The following is a 20,645-nucleotide window of genomic DNA, read 5'->3' as shown; positions in this document are numbered from 1 at the left end:
AGGAAGCGCTAAGCGGTTTCCGCAAAGGAAATGCTACGTATTTTATATTGCTCTTGATAGTTCAAGATAAACGCTCTGAGGCCTTCGTTTGCTTGAAATAGACAATGGACGTCTAGACCTTCAAGCAGCTGATTATCAGCCATATCCCAAAAGCTTTGGATAGATTTACAAATTATGGTTCTCATGTAGGTCGCTCTCTATAATACTCGTACTGACAAAACGGCAATCCATGCGAGCCCCATTTCAGAAAGATGATAATGTGGGATAGAGTCCTGCTCTTTGTTCCAAGCAACCGAAAATAACAAACTTCTACGAAGCTCAGAATTTAAAGCCACGGAATACTAACAAACTGAATTTTTATGTATAGAGGGCTTTTGTAAATGATTATGTAATCTTGAACTGAGCTCGAGTTTCCTAGGGTCTTGTCTTGACATTAGAATCAATATTCACCCGAGTGCTTAATAAGATCATACGACTTAGGTATATAACGCTGCGCCGCCTATACTAATGGAAACGAAAAAATTAATGGACGATTCTGGTGAAGCGCTCACAGGGTACAAAAGCAAAAGCCAAAAAACCTCATGCTCAGAAGTGGCTTGAGCGAAGCTTGATGTTTATTGTTGTGATCGGAATGGGCTTTGTGATTTATAGTTATGCCGATCTTTATCAAATGTATCGCGAAAAGTTTTCCGATAAAGACAGTATATACGGCACATGGGTTGAACAGGAAGTCGCCCCTTACATGGCCGATAAGATTGTTCTGGGCAAAAAGGGCGTAATGAAAAATGGTTCTCTGGTCGCCACGCATTTTTCCTTTGACGGGGAAATATTTGAATATACTTCAGGTGGCGTTCCTATGCGCTTTATCATGCTAAACAACAAGCTCTCAAAAATGAAGTTTCTCACTAAGCACCCCTATCAACCTGTCTATAAATTGTCAGGAAATTAGAAAAATTGATCTCAATAACACTCAATGACGTTCATTAAACTGCAAACAATTGAGATTTAAAACTGACTTTGTCATTCTTACTCATACCCAAGTAATTTGGGTATAAATTCGTATTAGTGTCTGATTTAAGTTGGAGAGCATTGTGCAGACAATCAAAGGAATGGCGAACAAAAAACATTGGCTATTGTTATTCATTGTTTCCTCACTATTATCTGGTTGTATAAACCCGACCAACCGAGGACAGCAATACCAAGATGGAAAATTTGCTTCCATCTTAAACAAAACTGATGTCATTCAATCAAACGCGCCCCGCGACTATTCAAAGTTCACGAAACAAGCCGGAGAGGTCACTAGCAACTCTGAGTCTATGGCCGCACTTTATCAACCCTTGTACAGCAAACTGAATGATTGGATATTAGAAAGTGGTGATCCAAAAGACTTAGCTAAGTATGGTATTCAGGCTGCCCAATTGGGTGGAGGTGATGATAAAGGTAATGTGTTGTTTACGGGCTATTTCTCGCCAGTAATGGAGCTGCGCCATCATGCTAATGATAAGTTTAAATATCCGGTTTACGCCAAGCCAGATTGCGAGAGTGAATGCCCAACCCGAGCACAAATCTACGACGGCGCACTGAAAGGGAAAGGGTTAGAGTTAGGCTATGCGGCAAATCGAATTGATCCATTTATCATGGAGGTGCAAGGGAGTGGTTTTGTCCATTTCGCCGATGATGATACCTTAGAGTACTTTTCTTACGGTGGAAAAAACAACAAGCCCTACGTCAGCATAGGCAAGATCTTGATCGAAGAAGGCGAGGTGCCTAGGGAAAAAATGTCGCTAAAGGCGATTAAAGACTGGGTATTTAGTCATAATGACCAACAAGTGAAAGATCTGCTTGAGCAAAACCCTTCTTTTGTTTTCTTCAAACCAAGAAAGGCGAATGATGTGTTAGGCACGGCCGGGATCCCTCTGTTGCCAATGGCATCCGTCGCTGGCGATTCGAGCATTTTGCCTATGGGAACCCCTATACTTGCAGAAGTGCCTTTGGTAAACGCTGATGGGACTTGGAGTGGTGTACATCAACTGCGTTTGTTGCTGGTACTAGATACTGGTGGGGCAGTAAAGGACAATCATTTAGACCTGTATTATGGTATGGGGCCTAGAGCAGGATTAGAAGCTGGGCACTATAAGTATTTTGGCAGAGTGTGGAAACTGGGATTGAATCATTCACCTACTCAGGCTCCTTGGTCTAAGCCTCCTGAAAAACTAGAATAAGAGTAGTGGCCAAATAACTTGGCTATATCTCCATAGTTGGGTATAGACTTTTGTCATAAGAGTGCGTATAAATCGCACTCTTTGTTTATGCCTTTCACAGCGGAACTTTTTATGCGTGAACTCAATTCTCCAGCAACAGAAAACTATGACCAGCGCTTTGGTGGAACCCGACGACTTTACGGCCAAAGCGAAGTCGAGATCCTTCGAGCCGCTCACGTTTGTGTTATTGGTATCGGAGGGGTAGGCTCATGGGCTGTCGAGGCGTTGGCAAGAACAGGGATTGGTGAATTGACGCTGATCGATATGGATGATGTTTGCGTCACCAATATCAACCGTCAAATCCACGCCATGACGGGTTCCGTGGGGCAAAGTAAAGCGGAAGTGATGGCGCAGAGAGTGCAGCTGATTAATCCAGACTGCAAAGTTAATGTGGTTGATGACTTCATTGGGCCGGAGAACCAGCACGAGTATCTTAGCAAGGATTACGATTATGTGTTGGATGCGATTGATAGTGTAAAAGCGAAAGTCTCTTTGTTGGCATATTGTCGCAGCAACAAAATTAAAGTGATCACCATTGGTGGAGCTGGGGGGCAGACCGATCCTACGCAAATAAAAACCGCAGATTTAACCAAAACTATTCAAGATCCTTTGGCAAAAAAGGTGAAAGATCGTCTTCGCCATCAGTTCAATTTTCCCAAAAATCCTCAGCGCAAGTTTGGTATTGAGTGCGTTTTTTCCACCGAGCAACTGAAATACCCTCAGCCAGATGGCAGTGTATGTGGCGTAAAATCAACAGCAGATGGCCCAAAAAGAATGGATTGTGCCAGTGGATTTGGAGCGTCAACCATGGTGACCGCAACATTTGGCTTTGTTGCGGTTGCTAGAATTGTTGATAAGCTCATTCAAAAGCACAAACAATAATTTCGTTGGAGCGAAATAGCATAATGTTGATCGAAGAATATCGCTATTTGGGTGAAAGCCTAACGACAGAAGATATTGTATCCACCATGAGTCAATTAAATGGCTGGGAAGATAAATATCGTCAAGTCATTAAGTGGGGAAAACAATTACCCAAGCTCGGCGAAGAATATAAGCTTGAGCATGTCAAAGTATCCGGTTGTGAGAGCCAAGTATGGCTGATTTGCCACTGTGAACAAGGTATCTGGTCTATAGCGGCGGACTCTGATGCACGTATCGTTCGTGGGCTGATTGTGCTGGTGCTAGCAGCGTATAATGGCAAAAGCAGTGAGCAAGTTGCTGCGTTTGATATTGATGAATACTTCAAACAACTTGGATTGGTAGAACATTTAAGCCCGTCTAGAGGCAACGGCCTTTTCGCTATTGTTGAGCAGATAAAACAAATCACCAGCGTTGAATAGTGTTATACCCAAATTACTTCGAGATGCGAGCTTCAGCGAGATAGATAAGGCTTCAATGCTAGGCAGGGATGTGAGGCATAGTCATTCTATGGCGAGCATCCCTAACAACGCAGTGAAGCCTTATCTACTCGCCCTTTGGGAGCGGTGTGAGTGGCCCACTTTCTCGTCAAAGGCCTTTGAAATGGATGGCCATTCCTGCAGACCTTTTCCTTAAATTGGGCCACTCACATCGCTCTGAATTCTGCATCTTGAAGTAACTTGGGTATATACCCAAGCGATCTTCGGGTCGCTAGGGTTTTTAATCTGATCAAATTACCCCAAAATGTAAATTTTAAATAAATGCCTGCCATATCTATCTATGCTAATATTAATAGACTTAGTATGAGACTCATATATATAACATACTACTAAACATATAAATAATTATCTCCTTTAATGAATAAGGAAGAGTATGTATCAAACTAATATTAGTAATAAAATAATTAACTCAGTCGCCTTTAAAATATCTTTATCAGCACTTATTTCGATAGTGTTAGCTTATAGTATTGGATTAACAGGTAAATATGATTTGGCATTCTTTGCACCTTTCTCTGCTTTTGTGTGTCAAATTATGTATCCTCAGCAAAACTCAAAACACCTTATTTTATTTGAGAGAGCAATAGGTGTGACAGTTGGATATATACTCTCTTACTTAGTTATTTTATTATTTCCGACTTCACCTTATATTTATTACATCATCGCCATACTTGTAACATTAGTGGTGACCTATTTAATCGGTTCTCATGTAGCACATCATTATGGTTTGTTTCTTGGTATCATTATTTTTGATCTTGTCATTGCCTTCCAATACTTTACGCCATTTATGGTTAAGGTTTCTTGGCAATTGCCGGTGTGCGTATTCTTAGCATTAATCAGTATCTACATTGTCGATTTGGCGTTTCATCGAAATCACGCAGGGAAGTTACTAAAACGTGAGGTAAAAGAGAAATATGATGCAATAGCTAGGCAGTTGAAGTTTGATTTTTATAATGATCTACCCATCGAGTCTTACGAAGAGTATGCCCAGCTCATTGATAAATACTCAGAGCAGTTAAATGACTCTGATTATCACAAGCTGAAAGACATATCAGAAGAATTTAAAACCATCGTTAAAAGCAATCAACGAATATCTGAGTCTCTTGCCAACAACTCAGAGTTTTTTGAAAACCTTAAGTCGAGTTTGGAGACAATTAACCACCGAGTTAGAGAGGCCATAGATACAACAAGTAAAGGGATACTAATTAAAAGAGAGACACTAAACAGTATTCTTAGTGATCTCGATGATCATATTGCGTCTAATCAAACTAAAAATGAACATCATTTACTTTATACATTAAGGTTTGAAATTAAAAGTATTATTGATGCCATTGAAACGATCAATAAAATAGAGACAAGTCAACAAAGCTGTGCATCTACTCACCACCCAGACAGTAAGGCGTTTTCGTTTCCAGATTGGAACAAATCCGCAGCATTTTTTTCGCTAAGAACCACCGTCGGTATTGCGATAACGCCACTACTTCTTATCTGGTTTGGGATTCCGGGATTATATCAAGTTATCATTGCTTGCTTAGTGATGGTGATTACACCCAATATCAATGAGCTCATGTACAAAACACTGATGAGGTTGCTTGGAATTATCTCTGGAGGTATCGCGGGCGTCTTGATCTCTAATGTTGGTCAATACACGCACTCTTTTCCGTTGGTCATTGGGCTGTTTACCCTGCTATTGTTTGTCATTGGTCGTTTGGGGCTAAAGTACCATCAGTATGAATACGCCGCGATTCAAGCGGGTATGATTTTGTCGATGATTCTGTTTGCTGGTGGTTACGGACATGAAAACTTGGAGCTGGGCTATGAAAGGTTAGAGGGATTATTCAGCGGGGCGTTAATCGGCTTGGTTGTGAATTTTATTTTTAATCCTAAGTTGCCAAAATCTATCTTCCAAGGCTACCTCGCTTTTGTAATCGGTGGGTTACAAAAGCAAGCGAGAGCCTTGTCCTATAAGCCCTTTAACTATGATGAAGTACAGAAAGAAAATTCGTCAACAGATGGGAAAATTTCTGAGGCCATCGCTTTTTTATCGAAAAAAAGTCATATCTATCCCATAGTGCGTGACAGAAATAAAGTTATCATTAAATCGCTTAAACATATTAATGATGTGTTTACCGAGCTTGAGCATATTCGTTATCGAGTCACTCAGTCTAGCGAGTTAGATAAGATATTTAATGAACTTTCAATGTTGGTTAACGCCATGCGCCCGTATTACATTACTAGAGGCATCCAACTGGGTTTTGAGGAGATTCAGTCACCGCTCGGGATTATGGATAACATGACGCTCACAGCGAAAGAGCACATCTCTACCGATCAGTACGACCATATCGATAATAAAGAAGCGTTTGGTCACTTGATCTATTGCCTGACAAGATTAAGAAATGAGTTCGAGTCTTGGGAGTGAAGCCTATTTGTATGACACTCGTGCCTAGAAGCAACTTAGGCACATTAGTAATTAAAAAGTAATGAAAAGCCTGCTAAGGAATGGTTTCCGAAGCAGGCTTTTTATTAGATTGAGGGTAGTATAGTAAGAGTTATTCTTGTTTTACGCAGCCTTTTGGATGCGAGGTGACTTCACTTTGCTTTGTTGTTCAGACTTTGTTTCTCTGTCAGGTTTGACAAGCTCAAAGACAGTACAAACGATGACGATGAACCAAAGAATCATGCTGATAAGTGTCAAGGCATTCATATCGAGTACTGCGTGTAGGTAAGACCACACTGCTGAGAAGATAGAGAAAAGAGCGGTGAACATAGCAGCTGCGGTACCAAAGTGTTTATCCAGTACTTTCATTCCGCCATGAGTACCCATAGGGCCTAACATACCGGCGCCAATACCGATAGCGATGAAAGTGCCAATGGTGTAGTCCAACGTCATGTGGGTATTAAGTATTAGCGTCGATACCGCGACAAGTGCGAAAGCAACAAACTTTAAGTGACGTTTCACCATTCTTGAACCAACATGCTTTGAAATCATATTTCCGACGAAGTAAGACGCACAGATGAACAAGGCGATATTCGCGTATTCATTGGTAGATACATGGAAGTGTTTGATAAATACTTCTGGACCAAACCCGAGGAACAAGCCGAGTACAATAGAGAAGAACAGACCAACCAAGATAGCGTTTTTCATAAACAGCACATTCTTTGCACAGTATAAGAACTGTTCTGTAATGCCTTTCACATGTACTCGGCTCGGAGTGAAATGTTCATCGGGCTCATGAGCATTCAAATATGTGCTGAGCAGTAGTAAAACAACTAGGATTGCTAATGCTCCATAGATAAGGTGCCAGTTCATATGTTGAGCCATTTCAATCGACATTTTTGTCGCAACGATAGGACCTGCAATCACTAACACTGAAAATGTGGTGTATGCCTTAAATAGAAGATGGTGATCTTTGATTGCATGGTTAACGATTGAACGTGATACCACAGAAAATGCACCAGTACCTAACCCAATAATCACTAAGCCAAAAGCAAAGGTGTAAAAGGAATCACTGAACGCACAAACAATTAAACCTATCAAGCTCACGCTTTGGGCAATCAACAAAACGTATCGTCTGCCGAGAAAGTCTGACACAGGCCCAAGTACAATAGAGGATACCGAAAAGAAGAAAAACAGTAGCGAAACGCCTAACTGTAAATCCGTCATCGACATATGACTTTTCTGACTGATCATCAACACAATCGGCGCTGTTGAACTCAATGTTAAGTAAGCAATGAAAAATATTGCGTAAATGGTATAAATAAACCGTTTGTCCGCTTTCATAATGATCCCCAATCTTTAAAATTTGCTTTGTTATATAACGCATTAGACTAATAACCTTTTTTGATAATGAAAAATAGTTTGTTATCATCAATGTGATAACAAATTTTTATCATTTGGGTGGGCTATGAACTTCACTTTCAAGCAATTGAAAACTTTTCAAATAGTTGCGGAATATCTTAATTATCATCGAGCCGCTGAGGCTTTATTCATCACACAACCTGCGGTCACTAGAAACATTCAATTGTTGGAAGAGACGGTTGGTTTTGCTTTGTTTGAAAAGTTCGGCAAGCAAATCCAGCTGACGGATCAAGGCCGAAGTATGTTGAGTGAAGTAGAAGCGGTACTCGGGCAGCTTGATGTGATGAAGACCAACATCAAGCAAAACATATCTCGCGATAAACAATTTTCTCTAGCCGTGATTCCCGGCCTCGAGGACTTAACCATGGAAGCGGTGATCGAGTTTTTTAAAGTCGAGCCCGAAGCAAAAGTGAATATTGAAGTGGTTTCCAATAGTAAAATCGATAAGGTTATCGCTTCAAATCGGTTTGATTTGTGTATATCAGCCAACTCGAAACTTGAAGGGGACTACGTTAAAGAGGTGTTGTTTGAAACCGAACTTTGCTTGACAGCTTGCTACGAGCATCGATTAAGAGAGAAAAAGAAAGTGACGCCAGCGGACATTCAAAATGAATGCTTTATCGAAATTGAAACCTCTGAGTCGTTCAAAGAAAACATGGAAGAGTTTAAGTCGCAATACATATCCGATGACAATACACGAATCAAGATCCGCGGTAGAAACGCACTTATCAAGGCTGTCTATGCCGGAATAGGAATTGCTTTACTGCCAAGCTACACCATTAAAGAAGGGATTGAATCAAAGCGGTTATGTGTGCTGAATACTGGTAAGCTGAATTTAAACGCAAGCTATAGTTATTTCTATCATAAAAACAAAGTCTTGAGCGAAGAAACCAATCGATTTTTAGCGATACTGAAAGATAAAGTGCGTGAGCTTATTTAAATGGAGTATGCCTCGAGAGTCTGACTGGCTTTACTTTGACTGCTCACAATCAAAACAGCTTGGAGCTATTGTATGAAATTGGAATGCCACTGCGGAAGTGTCAGCCTAGAGCTTAGCTCATCGCCTGAAGAGGTTGGTGAATGTAACTGCTCTATTTGCCGCCGTTATGCTGCGTTGTGGGCATATTTTTCGCCTGAACAGGTGCAAATAGTCATAAAGGAGCAGACCGTTTTCTACAGTTGGGGTGACAAAGAAGTAAAGTTTCACCGTTGCAACTCATGCGGTTGTTTAACCCACTACGTTACAACGGAGAAATGTTCAGAAGATATCCTGGCAGTAAATATGAGAATGGCTGAAAGCGAAGTGCTTTCAAGTATTGCAGTCCGTAAGATAAACGGAGCATCGTACTAATTTACCAGAACAAAAATGAAGATTTGGTGATAGATTTATCTAGTTTGAATTGCGTGATAGCTATTAAGCGTTCTTAATCATCGTTCGTCCTATCTCCTATTTGATTGGATTTCAATAGTGCCTCGGGTATAGGAGACTGGGTCAAATAGTTATCACGTCAGTAGAATTGTACGAATGGAGTGGTGTATAGGCAATGAATTTTATAAATTCTAAGTTATCTGATATGGACGCAGTGGTTGAGCTTATAATCAATGTATCGAGAATAGATATACTTCCTTCACTCAATAGCCAAGGACAAGAAGCCTTTTACAAGAATGTAGTTTCAGATACTAAATCTGTTCTAGAAAGTGATGATTTTACATGCATTAAAATTGAAGATAGTGGCTGTATAATTGGCTTTGGAGCGATCAGTAAGGCTGGGTATATAACGCAATTGTTTATCAAAAAAGAGCATCAGCGGAAAGGTTTAGGTACCCAATTGTTGAGTAAGCTTATATCTACGTCAGACAAGTATTTGATTGCTCTGAAATCATCAGTCAATGCTCAACAATTTTACCAATCCAACGGGTTTGTCGCTACTAGCTCGGAGGAGGAGCTTAGTGGTATTCGGTTCATCCCCATGTCTATGGAGATCAAACGTTGATAATAAAAGTTGCTCAAATAGCTTCAATGCCACTAGGGCCTAGTTTTTTACCACTAGGCCATGCACTGTCAAAAACGTCAAAGTACATATCGATTGGCATCCACTCTCGAATTCAGCGATGGCAAACTCTAGCTCTTTGAGTATTTTAATTTTTTCTTATCTACGTCTCTTTCTACTACGATTGTGCCGGTGACTTGCTCTTTTACAATATCAAGGGTCACTTTGTCGCCTAGACAGCTTGTTACTTCTTCTACTATCGCAGCCAAGTTTTTGCACTTTTTCCTCATTTTGGCAAGGATAGAAGTAATTTCACCATCTTTAAGGTTACCGACGATAAGAACGTAAAGATCTTTGTTTTTGATGGCTTTGGTTATTTTCGCAAGTTCAGTGAAGACCTGTTCGTAAATATAGTCGTAGGTATTCACATTGAGATGGATACCATACAGTTTACTGCCATCGTTAATCGTAATGGTGATGCAAGTGATAACATCTGGATAGCATATTTTACTCATATGAGTACCGACAGAATCACTGAGCCCATAGGCGCCAATATGGGCATAAGATTTTAACGATATCGAATCTACATTCTGTTGTGTTGAAGAAATGCCAGTATTGTAATCATCTTCCTCTTCGGTTTCTTTTGAACATCCAAAGCAGCTTAAAAAGCATGACATCACTTATCTCCTAATCTAATAACACTTTAAAATTTAAATGGTTAATACGTTTTCTAACCTGAAAATATAAAACTAGAAGAAATATTGCAGAGATCAAGTAGGGGGACGTATTGTTTGGAGTGGTGGCAGAAAGCTTATTGAAGGACGAAGATCGTTGATTCAATAATCTTATCAATCCAATCAAAATTAGTCATTTCATATTATTGATAGCTCGCCTTACGATAAATCCCATCAATAAGTTTTAGCAGAACTTCAAGGGGATTATGACTATGAAACAAGTAAAACAAATCGTTGACATGTTTTCTGATGACCTAGGTATTCAAAGCCCATATGAACAGATTAAATGGGTGGAGGGCTCACCTATTGTGTCGACACAGTTACCCGCAGGTGACTTACTCTCTGCGCTAAATGGCCTACTTGGACACAGCGTGCGAGAATTTGGTCGATATAGAGGCCTTGACGATCAAGGTGTTGAAGTTGACGAGAGAAACGCCGCCTTTGATACGTTAGGTGTGTTTTTAGAGCACCGATACGGCCAGCCTATTAGTAACCTTGAGGCCAACTCACCATGGTGTGATTTTTATGAGACTGCAGATGATCAGCTGGTGTTCTTCGCCAATGAATTTCTACATTTAAGAGACGACAGTGCCAAATTCTTTAACTGCGCTCATAACTCTGATGCTATTCGTAAGGCGATAGGTAAATACACCAGTGAGCAAATAGAGCAGTTCTCAACGGAGCATGGGCAGTGTGGCTATAAAGTGAGAAGCTACCAAGAATGGCAAAATACGCCGATGTATGATGCGATTAGTCAGCGAAAATTGTTGGATATTCGAGAGCAATCCACCGGAAGCAAAACTTATCCTACGGCAAAATATCGCCCGCTTGAAGGCATCAAAGTCTTAGACCTGACCCATGTAGTTGCTGGAGCCACGGCTGGAAGAGTATTGGCAGAAAATGGTGCTGACGTTATTTCTGTCCGCCATCCGCACTTTCCTCAGTTATTGTCGATGCAAGTATTAAATGGTTGGGGAAAAAGGCATATATTCCTAGACTATAAAACTGAGTTCGGTCTTAAGAAGCTAAAATCACTGATTGCCCAAGCAGACGTACTCATTTTCGGTTACCACCATGATGCTTTGTCTTCAGTTGGTTTGTCGAAACAAGCTCTTCGCATGTTGAATCCAAACCTTATCTATGCCGAAATCAATGCATTTGGCCCAGATGGTCCATGGAAATTTAATCGAGGTTGGGAGCAAAACGGCCAATGTGTTGCTGGGGTTGCTGATGTTTGGCACAAAGAATGTGGAGAGAGAAAAGTATTTCCTTATCTGGTCAATGATGTCGGTACTGGATTAATGTGTGCGCTCAACGTGGTGCAATCTCTCCTTAAGCAAGTCGGAGCTCAAGCCGGTTTTGTCGAGTCCTACGCATCGTTGGCTAAAACATCCAGTATTCTGATGGGGGCTTATGATTCAACGACTCAGGTGCAAGAAGCGAAGCCTATTTCGCAAGAAGATTATTTCAATTATGTGTTTGAACAGGACTCAACCTTAGGGCCAATTACACGAATTCGTCCAGCATATAGACTGGAAAAAACACCGACTCAGGCGAATCGAGGGCTAACGATTCAAGGCTACCATGATCCTAATATTGAGTTTGAGCCAGTGATTGGTTATCAAGATATTGAAGAAAAACCCCTTCAAAATTTAGATAACTATTCAGGATTAGAACTAGGCAAGTTTGGTATTTCTGCCCAATACGTACCAGGGGTTAAAATTTACTAGGCTAACCCAATCAAGCAACTCGATTATGAGTTGCTTGATTTATTTCACGTAATACCTAAAGCATATCCATTGCTTTTTCTAAGGCATCAATAAACCGCTCGACATCTTCTAATGTGTTATATATACCAAATGACACTCTGACTGTTCCTACGATATTCGCCGCTTCCATAAATGGGTGAGCGCAGTGGTGTCCAGACCGGACGGCAATACCCTGCTTATCCAATAGGGTGGCAATATCTTGATGATGAACACCATCTACGGTGAACGAAATGATATTTGAGTTGGCTTGATAGCCAATGACAGAAACATCTTCCATTCGCGACAAGCTGTCATAGGTTGTGGATTGTAGCAAGCGTAAGTGTTGCTCTTTATCTTGCAGCGTGTATTGGCTGTACCATTTTACGGCTTCAGCTAGAGCGATAGCGCCAGCGGTGTTGGGTGTGCCTGCCTCGAATTTTCCTGGGACTGAAGAATAAGAGGTGCCAGAAAATGATACTTTTTCCACCATTTTTCCACCGCCATGCCACGGTGGCATCGCGTCGAGTAACTCATATTTACCATACAAAACACCAATACCCGTTGGTGCGTAGAGCTTGTGTCCAGAAAACACATAGAAATCTGCATCTAGCTCGGTGACCTGAACTTTCTCATGCACAACACCTTGCGCGCCATCAACAACAACGGTGGCACCAGCTTGGTGAGCTGAGTCAATAAAAGATTTGAGTGCTGGCTTATGGCCATGGACATTGCTCATTTGGGTAAGTGCGACGATTTTTGTACGCTGAGATAACTTTTCTTCGAGAGCCTCGAGCGATAGGGTAAAGTTTTGCGTCATCGGTATTTTAACGATCTTAGCGCCAGTTTGTTCAGCCACGATTTGCCATGGAACGATATTAGCGTGATGTTCCATTTCGCTCACCAAAATTTCATCGTTCTCGCTAAGTACACTACGTGCATAGGTTTGCGCAATGAGGTTTAATGCTTCTGTCGCGCCGCGTGTCCAAATAATCTCTTTATTAGATTCTGCGCCAATAAAATCAGCAACAGTTTGTCTGGCAGATTCAAATTGGTTGGTTGCGTTTGCGGTTAATGAATGGCTTCCTCGATGAACATTGGCGTTTTGCTGCTGGTAATAGTGGCTAATGGTATCAATCACAACTTGTGGTTTTTGAGTGGTAGCTGTGCTATCTAAATAGACCAGTGGTTGCCCATTTACCAATTGTTTTAAGGCCGGGAACTGAGCTCTTATTTCATTGACGTCGAATCTCATTGTTCACCTAATTTGTTGTAATGCAGAGTGGGTAAGGTGACCATCGGCTCAGCAACACTCCATGCGTGCGCTTTACCAGAAAGCTTGATGATAATTTCCATCGCGAACTCTAATGCGGTTCCGGGCCCTTGGCTGGTTATTAGGTTATCGTGGATATCAAAGGTGACGCGTTTTACTCTCAGTTTGTCGTTATCAATCTGATCGTGGAAACTTGGATGGCATGTCATGATGGCATCGGGGAATAAGTTATGATGCTGCAGTACCACAGCGGGGGCGGCACATATTGCGGCAACCAAGCGGCCATCGTATTTTTGTTGTTTGACGATTTCCACTAGTAGGGCGCTGTCACGGAATGTTTCAGCGCCACCTATACCGCCTGACAGAATGACAGCATCGAACTCGTCGTCTGCGATATCGACAAGCAAGCAATCGGCGGTTAAGGTTACGCCACGCGACGCTTCGACTGTTAAGTCGCCGTTGAAATCCGCACTCGCAACAGTGACTTCATAACCCGCTCGAACCATCATATCGATCACTGTGACGGCTTCCATCTCTTCGGTGCCAGAGGCGATAGGCACTAACACTCTTTTAGACATTTTGATCCTCATGCCGTTCTTTGGCTTTAATTTTTTGATAAAGGCTGAGATTTACGGGCACATCAAGGTGATATTGTTTAGCCAGCTGTAAAACGTAGCCAGTAATATAATCAATCTCAGTTTTTCGATTGTAGAAGATATCTTGCTGCATGGACGAGTAGTTCTGTGCGGTGGCCTTAATTACCTGATGAACCCTATCAGTCAGCTCTCTTTCATCGACCTCAATATCTTCAGCCTGCATCACATGGATGCATTCTGCAATAATACCTTGGATTTTAGACTGATATTGCTCGCCTGAAAGCTGTCCATTTTGACACATTTCGATGCCAGTTAGTGGATTTATCGCGCAGTTAACCACCAGTTTATACCACAGAGCTTGTTTGATATTGCTACTCCAGCTCACAGTGGGCAAGGCATCATTAAACACATCGGCAATAAACTCACATTGCATGGCTTTGTCATTGAATGCACCGACTTGGGTGGTGCTTTTACCGGTATGATTGACTCGATGTGGACTGGGTCGAAACGCGCCGTGCGCGGTTGTTGCTAACAGCACAGGGTGATGCTCAAAGCTTGGGTAACATTTGTCGACAGCTCCCATCCCATTGTGCATGAACATGAGTATACAATCCTGATGTAGATGAGAAAGGATTGGGTAGATGGCTTGTTCTACCTGCCAAGCTTTGACGGTGATAAGCACTAAATCAGCGTGATTGAGATCATCCGTGTTGCGGTTACGAAATGAGAGTGGTTTATCATCATCGAGCTGAATTTCGATAGTCGATTCGTTTGAGCGACTCCAAACACCGACTTGGTGTCCTGCTTGTTTTAAGTGAATGGCCCAAAGAGAGCCTATGGCTCCAGCGCCCACTACGACAATATTCATTGTTTAAAGCCTTTTGCTGATCGTTGAGCCAAGATTAATCACTATTGAAGGGAAATCAAACCAAAAAATGGTGCCATTTGGCACCATTTTCACTGTTGTAAGCTCTTGGTCTAAAAGTTAGAACTTATAAGATAGAGAAATGTAGTTTGCAACACCTGAAGAGCGGAACCCAGGGGTATCTTTAATACCATATACATCTTTATACAGTTTTAGACCATAACCAACGGCATAGCGTTGTGAATGCCAGTAGAAGCCATTGAACATAGCACCGCCGTTGCTAGAGGTAGAGTACTGACTTTTCATACCTACTTGGTAATCTATGTAGCCTTGGTACGCTAGGAATGTGCCATTAGCAAAGGTATAGAAAGGTTTAAACCAGTTCGTTGAAATCTGATAGCCGTTCCATGCTTTCTTCGTCGCATCGTAGGTCTTATAGAAGTTCAAGCCAATTTTACCTAACCAAGGAACCATCACATCTGAACCTAAACCAATTTTTTGGCTGTTGGTTTCATTTGGATTAGTGGTTACGTTACCACCGTCCCATTCCATCAAAGACGCAATGTACAATTCTTTCACTGGACCAAAAGACAGATCTTTACCCGTTAGCGCATCTAAAGATAGACGAGGAGCAAATTTCATAAAGATTTTGTCCTGATCTTCTTTGTCACTGCTTGGGTTGCTTAGAAGGTTGAAAACGTCGACATAGCCATACAAGTCAAATAGACCGGAGCGACCGCCAAATTCCATTTCGCCATAGTCGTGGCTGTTGTTGCCTGGTTTTTCATTGAATGCACCCATTAAGTTGAATTGCATCCATTTGTAGTCGTTTTTGTGGATATTACCGTCTGAATAGTCTGCGGCGAAGGTGGGTGCCGAAACCACTGCAAATAGGCTAAGAGCTAAAAGTATCTTACGCATAAAGGGGAAACTCTCTATATGTTTGTCTATAAATGACGCTTATGGTTGCGCCTTAGTTAATTTGTGAGCGATGAATGATAGCGGCGAAGCTCTCAATTAAAAGTAACAAGATGTGATTATTTGAACTTGGTGCGTGATTTATGTCACATTTTTATTCTTTTGAGTGGAACTTTTATTGAAATTGAAAAATGAAGTGAGCTTGGTTTTATAGTGTCTAAATGCGCAATTTTTGGGGCGAGAGAGGCCCAAGCACTTTTATCATCAATTGGTGGGACAGTGCTTGGGAAGGCGGGTTAGCATACTGTGTTAGCTTTCAGAGTTTTTTGCTTCCAGCTCATTTTCTTGTGTTTCTTTTTCTTTCGACTTATTAAGAATGTCATCGAAATAATGTCTGAGAGAGTACAGCATAATGAGACTTGGGATGACCATGACTGCGGTTAGGATGAAGAACATTGACCAGTTGTTTAGGTAGTCTGCAAGAGCGCCACTAAATGACGATAATGTCGTTCGTCCTAAGTTTCCAAGTGACGCCAATAGAGCGTACTGAGTGGCTGAAAACGCCTGACCAGTTAGCACGGTTAAGAAGGAAACAAATGCAATGGTTGCAAAGGCACTGGTAAAGTTGTCAACAATAATGGTGGCAAGAAATACATGCACATTTGGGCCGACGTGCGCAATCCAGGAAAACATCAGGTTGCTTGCTGACATGGCGATACCACCAATCATGAGCCCACGAATGATACCAAACCTGACATTGATCATACTGCCAATAATGGTAAAGAGAACCGTCGCACCCCAACCAATTAACTTAGAGTACTCACCAATTTGTTCGTTGGTAAAGCCTACGTCTTTATAAAATGGAATGGACATTCTACCCAAGAAGGCTTCGCCAATTTTGAATAGAAATACGAATAGCAATAACGTGATGGCTACCCGAACACCGTTGCGTCGGAAGAAATCGAGGAACGGTTCAACGACGGTCACGGTAATCCATGCAGCCATTGGAGAGCCGACCACTTCAATGTGTTCGAGCTCAGCCTTGTGCTGAAGGGCATCACGGTGGGTTTTTGGCTCTCGTGTGAGTAAGGTAAATATCATGAGTATGACTACGATGCCTGCCATCCCGTAATATACCCCATTCCAGCCTATGGAATCGGCGTTGATAAACGCAAGATAGCCAGGCAGTGAGTAACCTGTCCACCAACCGATCACGGCCATTGCGGAAGCCTGGGGAAGCTTTTCAGAATCCGATTTTGGGAAGGTATCTATCCTAAACGCATCGACAGCTATATCTTGCGTGGCTGAGGCGGTCGCAATACCTAGTGCGAGCATGGAAGTCAGCATTAGGCTTTTGGCAGGATCCACGCCAGCAATGTATAGCGTCAATATGAGTACGATAAACTGACACAACAATATCCAGCTTCTTCGTTGTCCTAACAGGCGATAAAGCAAAGGGATTTTTACCCTATCAACCAGAGGTGCCCAGAGAAAGTTGATGGCATAGACGACAAAGACACTGCCAAAATAACCGATAGCAGTGCGGGTTAAACCAGAGTCTTTTAACCAGCCAGACATGTTGGAGCCAATCAGCACCCATGGGAAGCCACTAGAGCAGCCAAGCATGAAGACCCAAAGTAAGCGCTTATCCCAGTAGGAGCGGAGAGTTTCAGCCCACGAAGAAGAGCGAGAGTGTAAAGACATGAGTAGATCCTTTGAAGGCGTTTATCCTTAATAACAGGCATAGTGGGAATTTACCTGCGCAGGCTTACAAGGCTTTTGGTTCAAAATAAACCGTGTCAAAGTGCGGTTTATTCTATAAAGGCTCCGAGTTCCCGCTGCGCTAGATGCACTTTGTTCGCTTGGAGCCATTTAGTCGTGAACGTTAAGGTTTCAACAGTGTGACATTGGTGATGACAATCGGCTGAATAGGAACATTCCTCATCTGTCCTAGTGAGTGGGTTGGTTTTTTGGCAATGTCTTCAATGACATTAAACCCTTTCACCACTTTACCAAAGACAGCATATCCATCCTGAGTCGCACTATGATCTAAGAAATCATTGTTAACCAAATTGATAAAAAATTGTCTCGTTGCTGAGTTAGGATCACTCGTCCGAGCCATGGCGATGGTCGCTTTAAGGTTCTTTAAGCCATTAGAGGCTTCGTTTTTGATGGGAGGGTAAGAGTTTAAGCGGTTCATTTCTTTATCGAACCCACCACCTTGAACCATGAAGCCAGGAATGACACGATGAAAAATGCTGCCGACATAGCTTCCATCATTGACGTAACGCAAAAAGTTTTTCGTCGTAATCGGGGCTTTTTCTGTGTTTAGCTCCACAGTGAAGTTGCCTACGTTGGTTTCGAATTTCACTTCGGGTCCTGCAAACGCTAAGCAGCTAAATAATGCTAGTGAAGCGATAAAAGCTCTAATCATTGAAAGTTTTCCTGCATGTAAGTTTGTAGCTCTTTGTCATTGGCAATTTCTTTGAGTACATGATCAACTAAGTCGTTGAGTACTTCTTGGATATTGCTATTTGATGCACTGAGTAAGCCTGTTTTCTTCGATGTTCCATTATAAGTTTTCACCAACTTTCCTTTTGGTGTCTCTACGGTAAGGACCAAGGTCACTTTGCCTTCCATTTCATTTTTCATGACGGAGTGCTTAACATTGACCAACAGTTCTTGAATATCGAGCTCAACAGAGTCTGGACTATTGACGGAAAGGTTGAAGCCTTGAGATTTGAATTGTTCGGCAAGCGCGTTTTCTAGCGCGATGCGTACATTTTGTCTTGAATGAATGGGTTCAATACTTGAACGGCCACTATCAACCAAAGCAACATATTGTGCAGATCGGATATCTTTACTGGATAAGCTGTATGTTTTGCCGTGAACCAATGCATTTTTGCTGTGTACGGCTTCAGGTGTAAAGTTGATTTGTTCTTGTTGAGGAGCGGAACAGGCGCTGAGTAGAGCCATTGAAGCTACGAGGGCCAGTTTTCTCATGGTAATTTCCTTCCTTAATCCCATTTTGAAGTGTTCGCCATACAGTGACCAGAATCCCAAATCCTTGGTCACTTAGCTGTAGATAATAATGAACTATTTAGTTGCTTGTAAAATCACAAATTTCTTATTTGTTGCTAATACCTTCACATTGTTTTTGCCAAATAGTCTAGCTAACTTAACATCGTAACTGAGGTGACGATTGCCGATAACAATTAATTGTCCTCCAGTATTAAGAACCCGCTTTGCATCACAGAACATCTGCCACGCTATGTGGTCAGTGATGGCTAGCCCTTGGTGAAACGGAGGGTTGCATAGCACCAGGTAGGTGCTGTTTTCTTTAAATCCATCCAAACAATTGTTTGCAATGCATTGCACCTGTCTATCTTCACCTAGGTTATCGGCTAAGTTTTGTTTGGCAGATTCCACAGCCATAAAGCTCTCATCTACGCTTGTGATTCTCGCTTGTGGATTCAATTGGCCCGCCTTTATTGATAGCACGCCATTGCCACAGCCCAAATCGATAATATGCCGAAGTTCCGGATCTTGCGGGATGTGTTCTAGCATAAAGCGAGCGCCAAGATCTAACGAGTCCCCAGAGTAAACGTTTGGTAAATTTTTCAATTGAATCGCTTCACCATCTACATTCCATTGATGGATAGGATCAACTGAGCTGGTAAGACTGGAGTCCGCTTTGGCAAAAACAAGACGGTGTTTTTTCCACGAAAGGGAGGTGGTAGTCTCACCCAAATATTTTTCAAACAGTGTTAATGTCGAGGTATGAATCTCTTTGGCTTTATTGACCGCGATGATAGGTATATCACTGCGGAGTTGAGTTCTGAGTTGGAACAATTGCCAAGAGAGCATTCGGTTGTTTTTCGGTAACTTAAACAACACGATATCTGTATCTTGAGGAACGGAGTCAGTCGCTTGTAAAAACTCAATTTTACTACATTGATTGCGCTGTAAGTTTTTTAGCGTCCCTTTGTGAGATAGGTATGAGTCACTCATCATGGTGACTTGATGATTTTCAGAAAACCAGCAGGAAAGGGCGCCAAAATTATCGTTTAGGATAAGAATGCGGCTTTCGGTAGGCAAAGCCATCTTTTCCACGTGGTTAATTAAATACTCATCTCCCGCATCCCATGCTTGCAATGTTTCTTGTGCCTGTTTTGGAAAGCGATAGAGGCTGAGTTTGCGCTCGAAGAGTTGTAGCTCAGTATTCATAAGATTTAGCTGATTGTTTACTTAATGCATATTCTCTCAAAAGAGGGCGTATATAGCGAAACCTTTCTCACCGATAGCGATAGGGGTATGATAGTCGCATCAATTGATACTCAATCTCGTCCATGACGAGGCAAGGAACACGTATGATCAAAGAAGTCATTGAAAGCAAGTTGACCGCAAGCTTTTCCCCCCAAGTTCTGCATGTGATAAACGAGAGCTATATGCACAATGTGCCTGAAGGGTCTGAAAGTCATTTTAAGGTGGTAGTTGTCAGTGAGCAGTTTGAGAATCAGCGTTTGATTGCCAGACATCGAGCTGTGAATCAAATATTGTCTGATGAGTTGGCCAACGCTATACATGCGCTGTCTATCAAAGCTTATACTCCGACCGAGTGGCAAGAAAGTGGCGAATTAATTCCAGATAGTCCTGCTTGTATGGGGGGGGGCAAAAAGTAACAATATGCCATACCAAGCTGGTGATTTTATAAGCATTTTTTAGCATTAAGTTAAAATAATGTTTTCTCTAAAAATGGCCAGCTTGTTTATAAATTCGCCATCCTGTTTTACCGAACGATGTAAATCATTACAAATTGTAAACGCGTTTTCTATGTGCGATAGCTCAAAGTTATGATCTTTCTTCGTATTTTATTTCTCAATTCCCACCAAATTGAACAATCATTCTATTTGATGTCATGGCATCCCATTTGTAAAAAATGCTAGACTAGCGCCCCTAGCAGACCTAGATGGGGTCTGTGACAGGAG

The 20,645-nt window shown here is 41.8% G+C and carries 21 protein-coding genes; 10 read left to right on the top strand and 11 right to left on the bottom strand.

Features of this window, described 5'->3' with window-relative positions; all coding sequences use genetic code 11:
* Positions 1-8: 8 nt before the first annotated feature.
* Positions 9-185, bottom strand: a complete 177-nt coding sequence (locus tag M9194_RS12365) for a hypothetical protein (protein ID WP_250612956.1) — start codon at positions 183-185, stop codon at positions 9-11.
* Between the two features lie 353 nt (positions 186-538).
* On the opposite strand from M9194_RS12365, the gene M9194_RS12360 reads away from it, so the two are divergent.
* The 5 genes from M9194_RS12360 to M9194_RS12340 all read left to right on the top strand — a co-directional run bounded on the left by M9194_RS12360 (position 539) and on the right by M9194_RS12340 (position 6,095).
* On the top strand, positions 539-949 hold the full coding sequence (locus M9194_RS12360) for a DUF2850 domain-containing protein (RefSeq protein WP_250612955.1): 411 nt from the start codon (positions 539-541) through the stop codon (positions 947-949).
* Between the two features lie 160 nt (positions 950-1,109).
* Complete coding sequence (gene mltA / locus M9194_RS12355; protein ID WP_250612987.1) at positions 1,110-2,222, top strand: murein transglycosylase A; 1,113 nt, start codon at positions 1,110-1,112, stop codon at positions 2,220-2,222.
* A gap of 111 nt (positions 2,223-2,333) precedes the next feature.
* Positions 2,334-3,143: a tRNA cyclic N6-threonylcarbamoyladenosine(37) synthase TcdA gene (gene tcdA, locus M9194_RS12350; protein ID WP_250612954.1), complete on the top strand. Its 810-nt coding sequence runs from the start codon at positions 2,334-2,336 to the stop codon at positions 3,141-3,143.
* Positions 3,144-3,166: 23 nt separating this feature from the next.
* On the top strand, positions 3,167-3,601 hold the full coding sequence (locus tag M9194_RS12345; RefSeq protein WP_250612953.1) for a SufE family protein: 435 nt from the start codon (positions 3,167-3,169) through the stop codon (positions 3,599-3,601).
* Positions 3,602-4,265: 664 nt separating this feature from the next.
* A complete protein-coding gene (locus M9194_RS12340) occupies positions 4,266-6,095 on the top strand; it encodes an FUSC family protein (RefSeq protein WP_250612952.1) in 1,830 nt (609 codons plus the stop codon).
* 141 nt (positions 6,096-6,236) lie between these two features.
* Here M9194_RS12340 and M9194_RS12335 read toward each other — a convergent pair whose 3' ends face one another.
* On the bottom strand, positions 6,237-7,457 hold the full coding sequence (locus M9194_RS12335; protein ID WP_250612951.1) for an MFS transporter: 1,221 nt from the start codon (positions 7,455-7,457) through the stop codon (positions 6,237-6,239).
* A gap of 124 nt (positions 7,458-7,581) precedes the next feature.
* Here M9194_RS12335 and M9194_RS12330 point away from each other — a divergent pair, with 124 nt between their 5' ends.
* The 3 genes from M9194_RS12330 to M9194_RS12320 all read left to right on the top strand — a co-directional run bounded on the left by M9194_RS12330 (position 7,582) and on the right by M9194_RS12320 (position 9,529).
* Positions 7,582-8,475, top strand: coding sequence for a LysR family transcriptional regulator (locus M9194_RS12330; protein ID WP_250612950.1), 894 nt, complete (start codon positions 7,582-7,584; stop codon positions 8,473-8,475).
* Between the two features lie 72 nt (positions 8,476-8,547).
* Entirely contained in the window at positions 8,548-8,886 is a 339-nt protein-coding gene (locus M9194_RS12325; RefSeq protein ID WP_250612949.1) for a GFA family protein, read from the top strand.
* 193 nt (positions 8,887-9,079) lie between these two features.
* Positions 9,080-9,529 (top strand): GNAT family N-acetyltransferase, encoded by a 450-nt coding sequence (locus M9194_RS12320; RefSeq protein ID WP_250612948.1) that lies wholly within the window; start codon positions 9,080-9,082, stop codon positions 9,527-9,529.
* A gap of 128 nt (positions 9,530-9,657) precedes the next feature.
* On the opposite strand, the gene M9194_RS12315 is transcribed toward M9194_RS12320, so the two are convergent.
* Positions 9,658-10,203 (bottom strand): hypothetical protein, encoded by a 546-nt coding sequence (locus M9194_RS12315; protein WP_250612947.1) that lies wholly within the window; start codon positions 10,201-10,203, stop codon positions 9,658-9,660.
* 269 nt (positions 10,204-10,472) lie between these two features.
* Between M9194_RS12315 and M9194_RS12310 the strand changes: the two genes are divergently transcribed.
* Positions 10,473-11,990 carry a CoA transferase gene (locus M9194_RS12310; RefSeq protein WP_250612946.1) on the top strand — a complete coding sequence of 506 codons (1,518 nt, stop codon included), beginning with the start codon at positions 10,473-10,475 and terminating at the stop codon, positions 11,988-11,990.
* A 55-nt stretch (positions 11,991-12,045) separates the two neighbouring features.
* Here the strand turns inward: M9194_RS12310 and csdA are convergent, their stop codons facing one another.
* The 8 genes from csdA to M9194_RS12270 form a co-directional block, all read right to left on the bottom strand.
* The gene (gene csdA, locus M9194_RS12305; RefSeq protein WP_250612945.1) at positions 12,046-13,260 is read right to left on the bottom strand and encodes a cysteine desulfurase CsdA; all 1,215 of its coding nucleotides are present in this window, start codon (positions 13,258-13,260) and stop codon (positions 12,046-12,048) included.
* Positions 13,257-13,856 carry a DJ-1 family glyoxalase III gene (locus tag M9194_RS12300; RefSeq protein WP_250612944.1) on the bottom strand — a complete coding sequence of 200 codons (600 nt, stop codon included), beginning with the start codon at positions 13,854-13,856 and terminating at the stop codon, positions 13,257-13,259. Before M9194_RS12300 ends, csdA begins: the two co-directional genes overlap by 4 nt.
* Complete coding sequence (panE, locus tag M9194_RS12295; protein WP_250612943.1) at positions 13,849-14,742, bottom strand: 2-dehydropantoate 2-reductase; 894 nt, start codon at positions 14,740-14,742, stop codon at positions 13,849-13,851. The genes M9194_RS12300 and panE overlap by 8 nt, the downstream gene beginning before the upstream one ends.
* Before the next feature lie 117 nt (positions 14,743-14,859).
* Positions 14,860-15,660 (bottom strand): nucleoside-specific channel-forming Tsx family protein, encoded by an 801-nt coding sequence (locus M9194_RS12290; protein ID WP_250612942.1) that lies wholly within the window; start codon positions 15,658-15,660, stop codon positions 14,860-14,862.
* A gap of 306 nt (positions 15,661-15,966) precedes the next feature.
* Positions 15,967-17,361, bottom strand: a complete 1,395-nt coding sequence (locus tag M9194_RS12285; protein WP_250612941.1) for an AmpG family muropeptide MFS transporter — start codon at positions 17,359-17,361, stop codon at positions 15,967-15,969.
* A 181-nt stretch (positions 17,362-17,542) separates the two neighbouring features.
* Positions 17,543-18,091, bottom strand: coding sequence for a peptidylprolyl isomerase (locus M9194_RS12280; protein WP_250612940.1), 549 nt, complete (start codon positions 18,089-18,091; stop codon positions 17,543-17,545).
* The gene (locus M9194_RS12275; protein ID WP_250612939.1) at positions 18,088-18,660 is read right to left on the bottom strand and encodes a YajG family lipoprotein; all 573 of its coding nucleotides are present in this window, start codon (positions 18,658-18,660) and stop codon (positions 18,088-18,090) included. Before M9194_RS12275 ends, M9194_RS12280 begins: the two co-directional genes overlap by 4 nt.
* Before the next feature lie 93 nt (positions 18,661-18,753).
* Positions 18,754-19,884, bottom strand: coding sequence for a methyltransferase (locus tag M9194_RS12270; RefSeq protein ID WP_250612938.1), 1,131 nt, complete (start codon positions 19,882-19,884; stop codon positions 18,754-18,756).
* Positions 19,885-20,027: 143 nt separating this feature from the next.
* On the opposite strand from M9194_RS12270, the gene M9194_RS12265 reads away from it, so the two are divergent.
* Positions 20,028-20,339 (top strand): BolA family protein, encoded by a 312-nt coding sequence (locus M9194_RS12265; RefSeq protein WP_250612937.1) that lies wholly within the window; start codon positions 20,028-20,030, stop codon positions 20,337-20,339.
* Positions 20,340-20,645: the final 306 nt, after the last annotated feature.

Source organism: Vibrio sinus, from assembly GCF_023634645.1.
In the GTDB taxonomy this organism is placed as follows: domain Bacteria; phylum Pseudomonadota; class Gammaproteobacteria; order Enterobacterales; family Vibrionaceae; genus Vibrio; species Vibrio sinus.
This window is presented reverse-complemented; position numbering and strand designations above follow the sequence as displayed.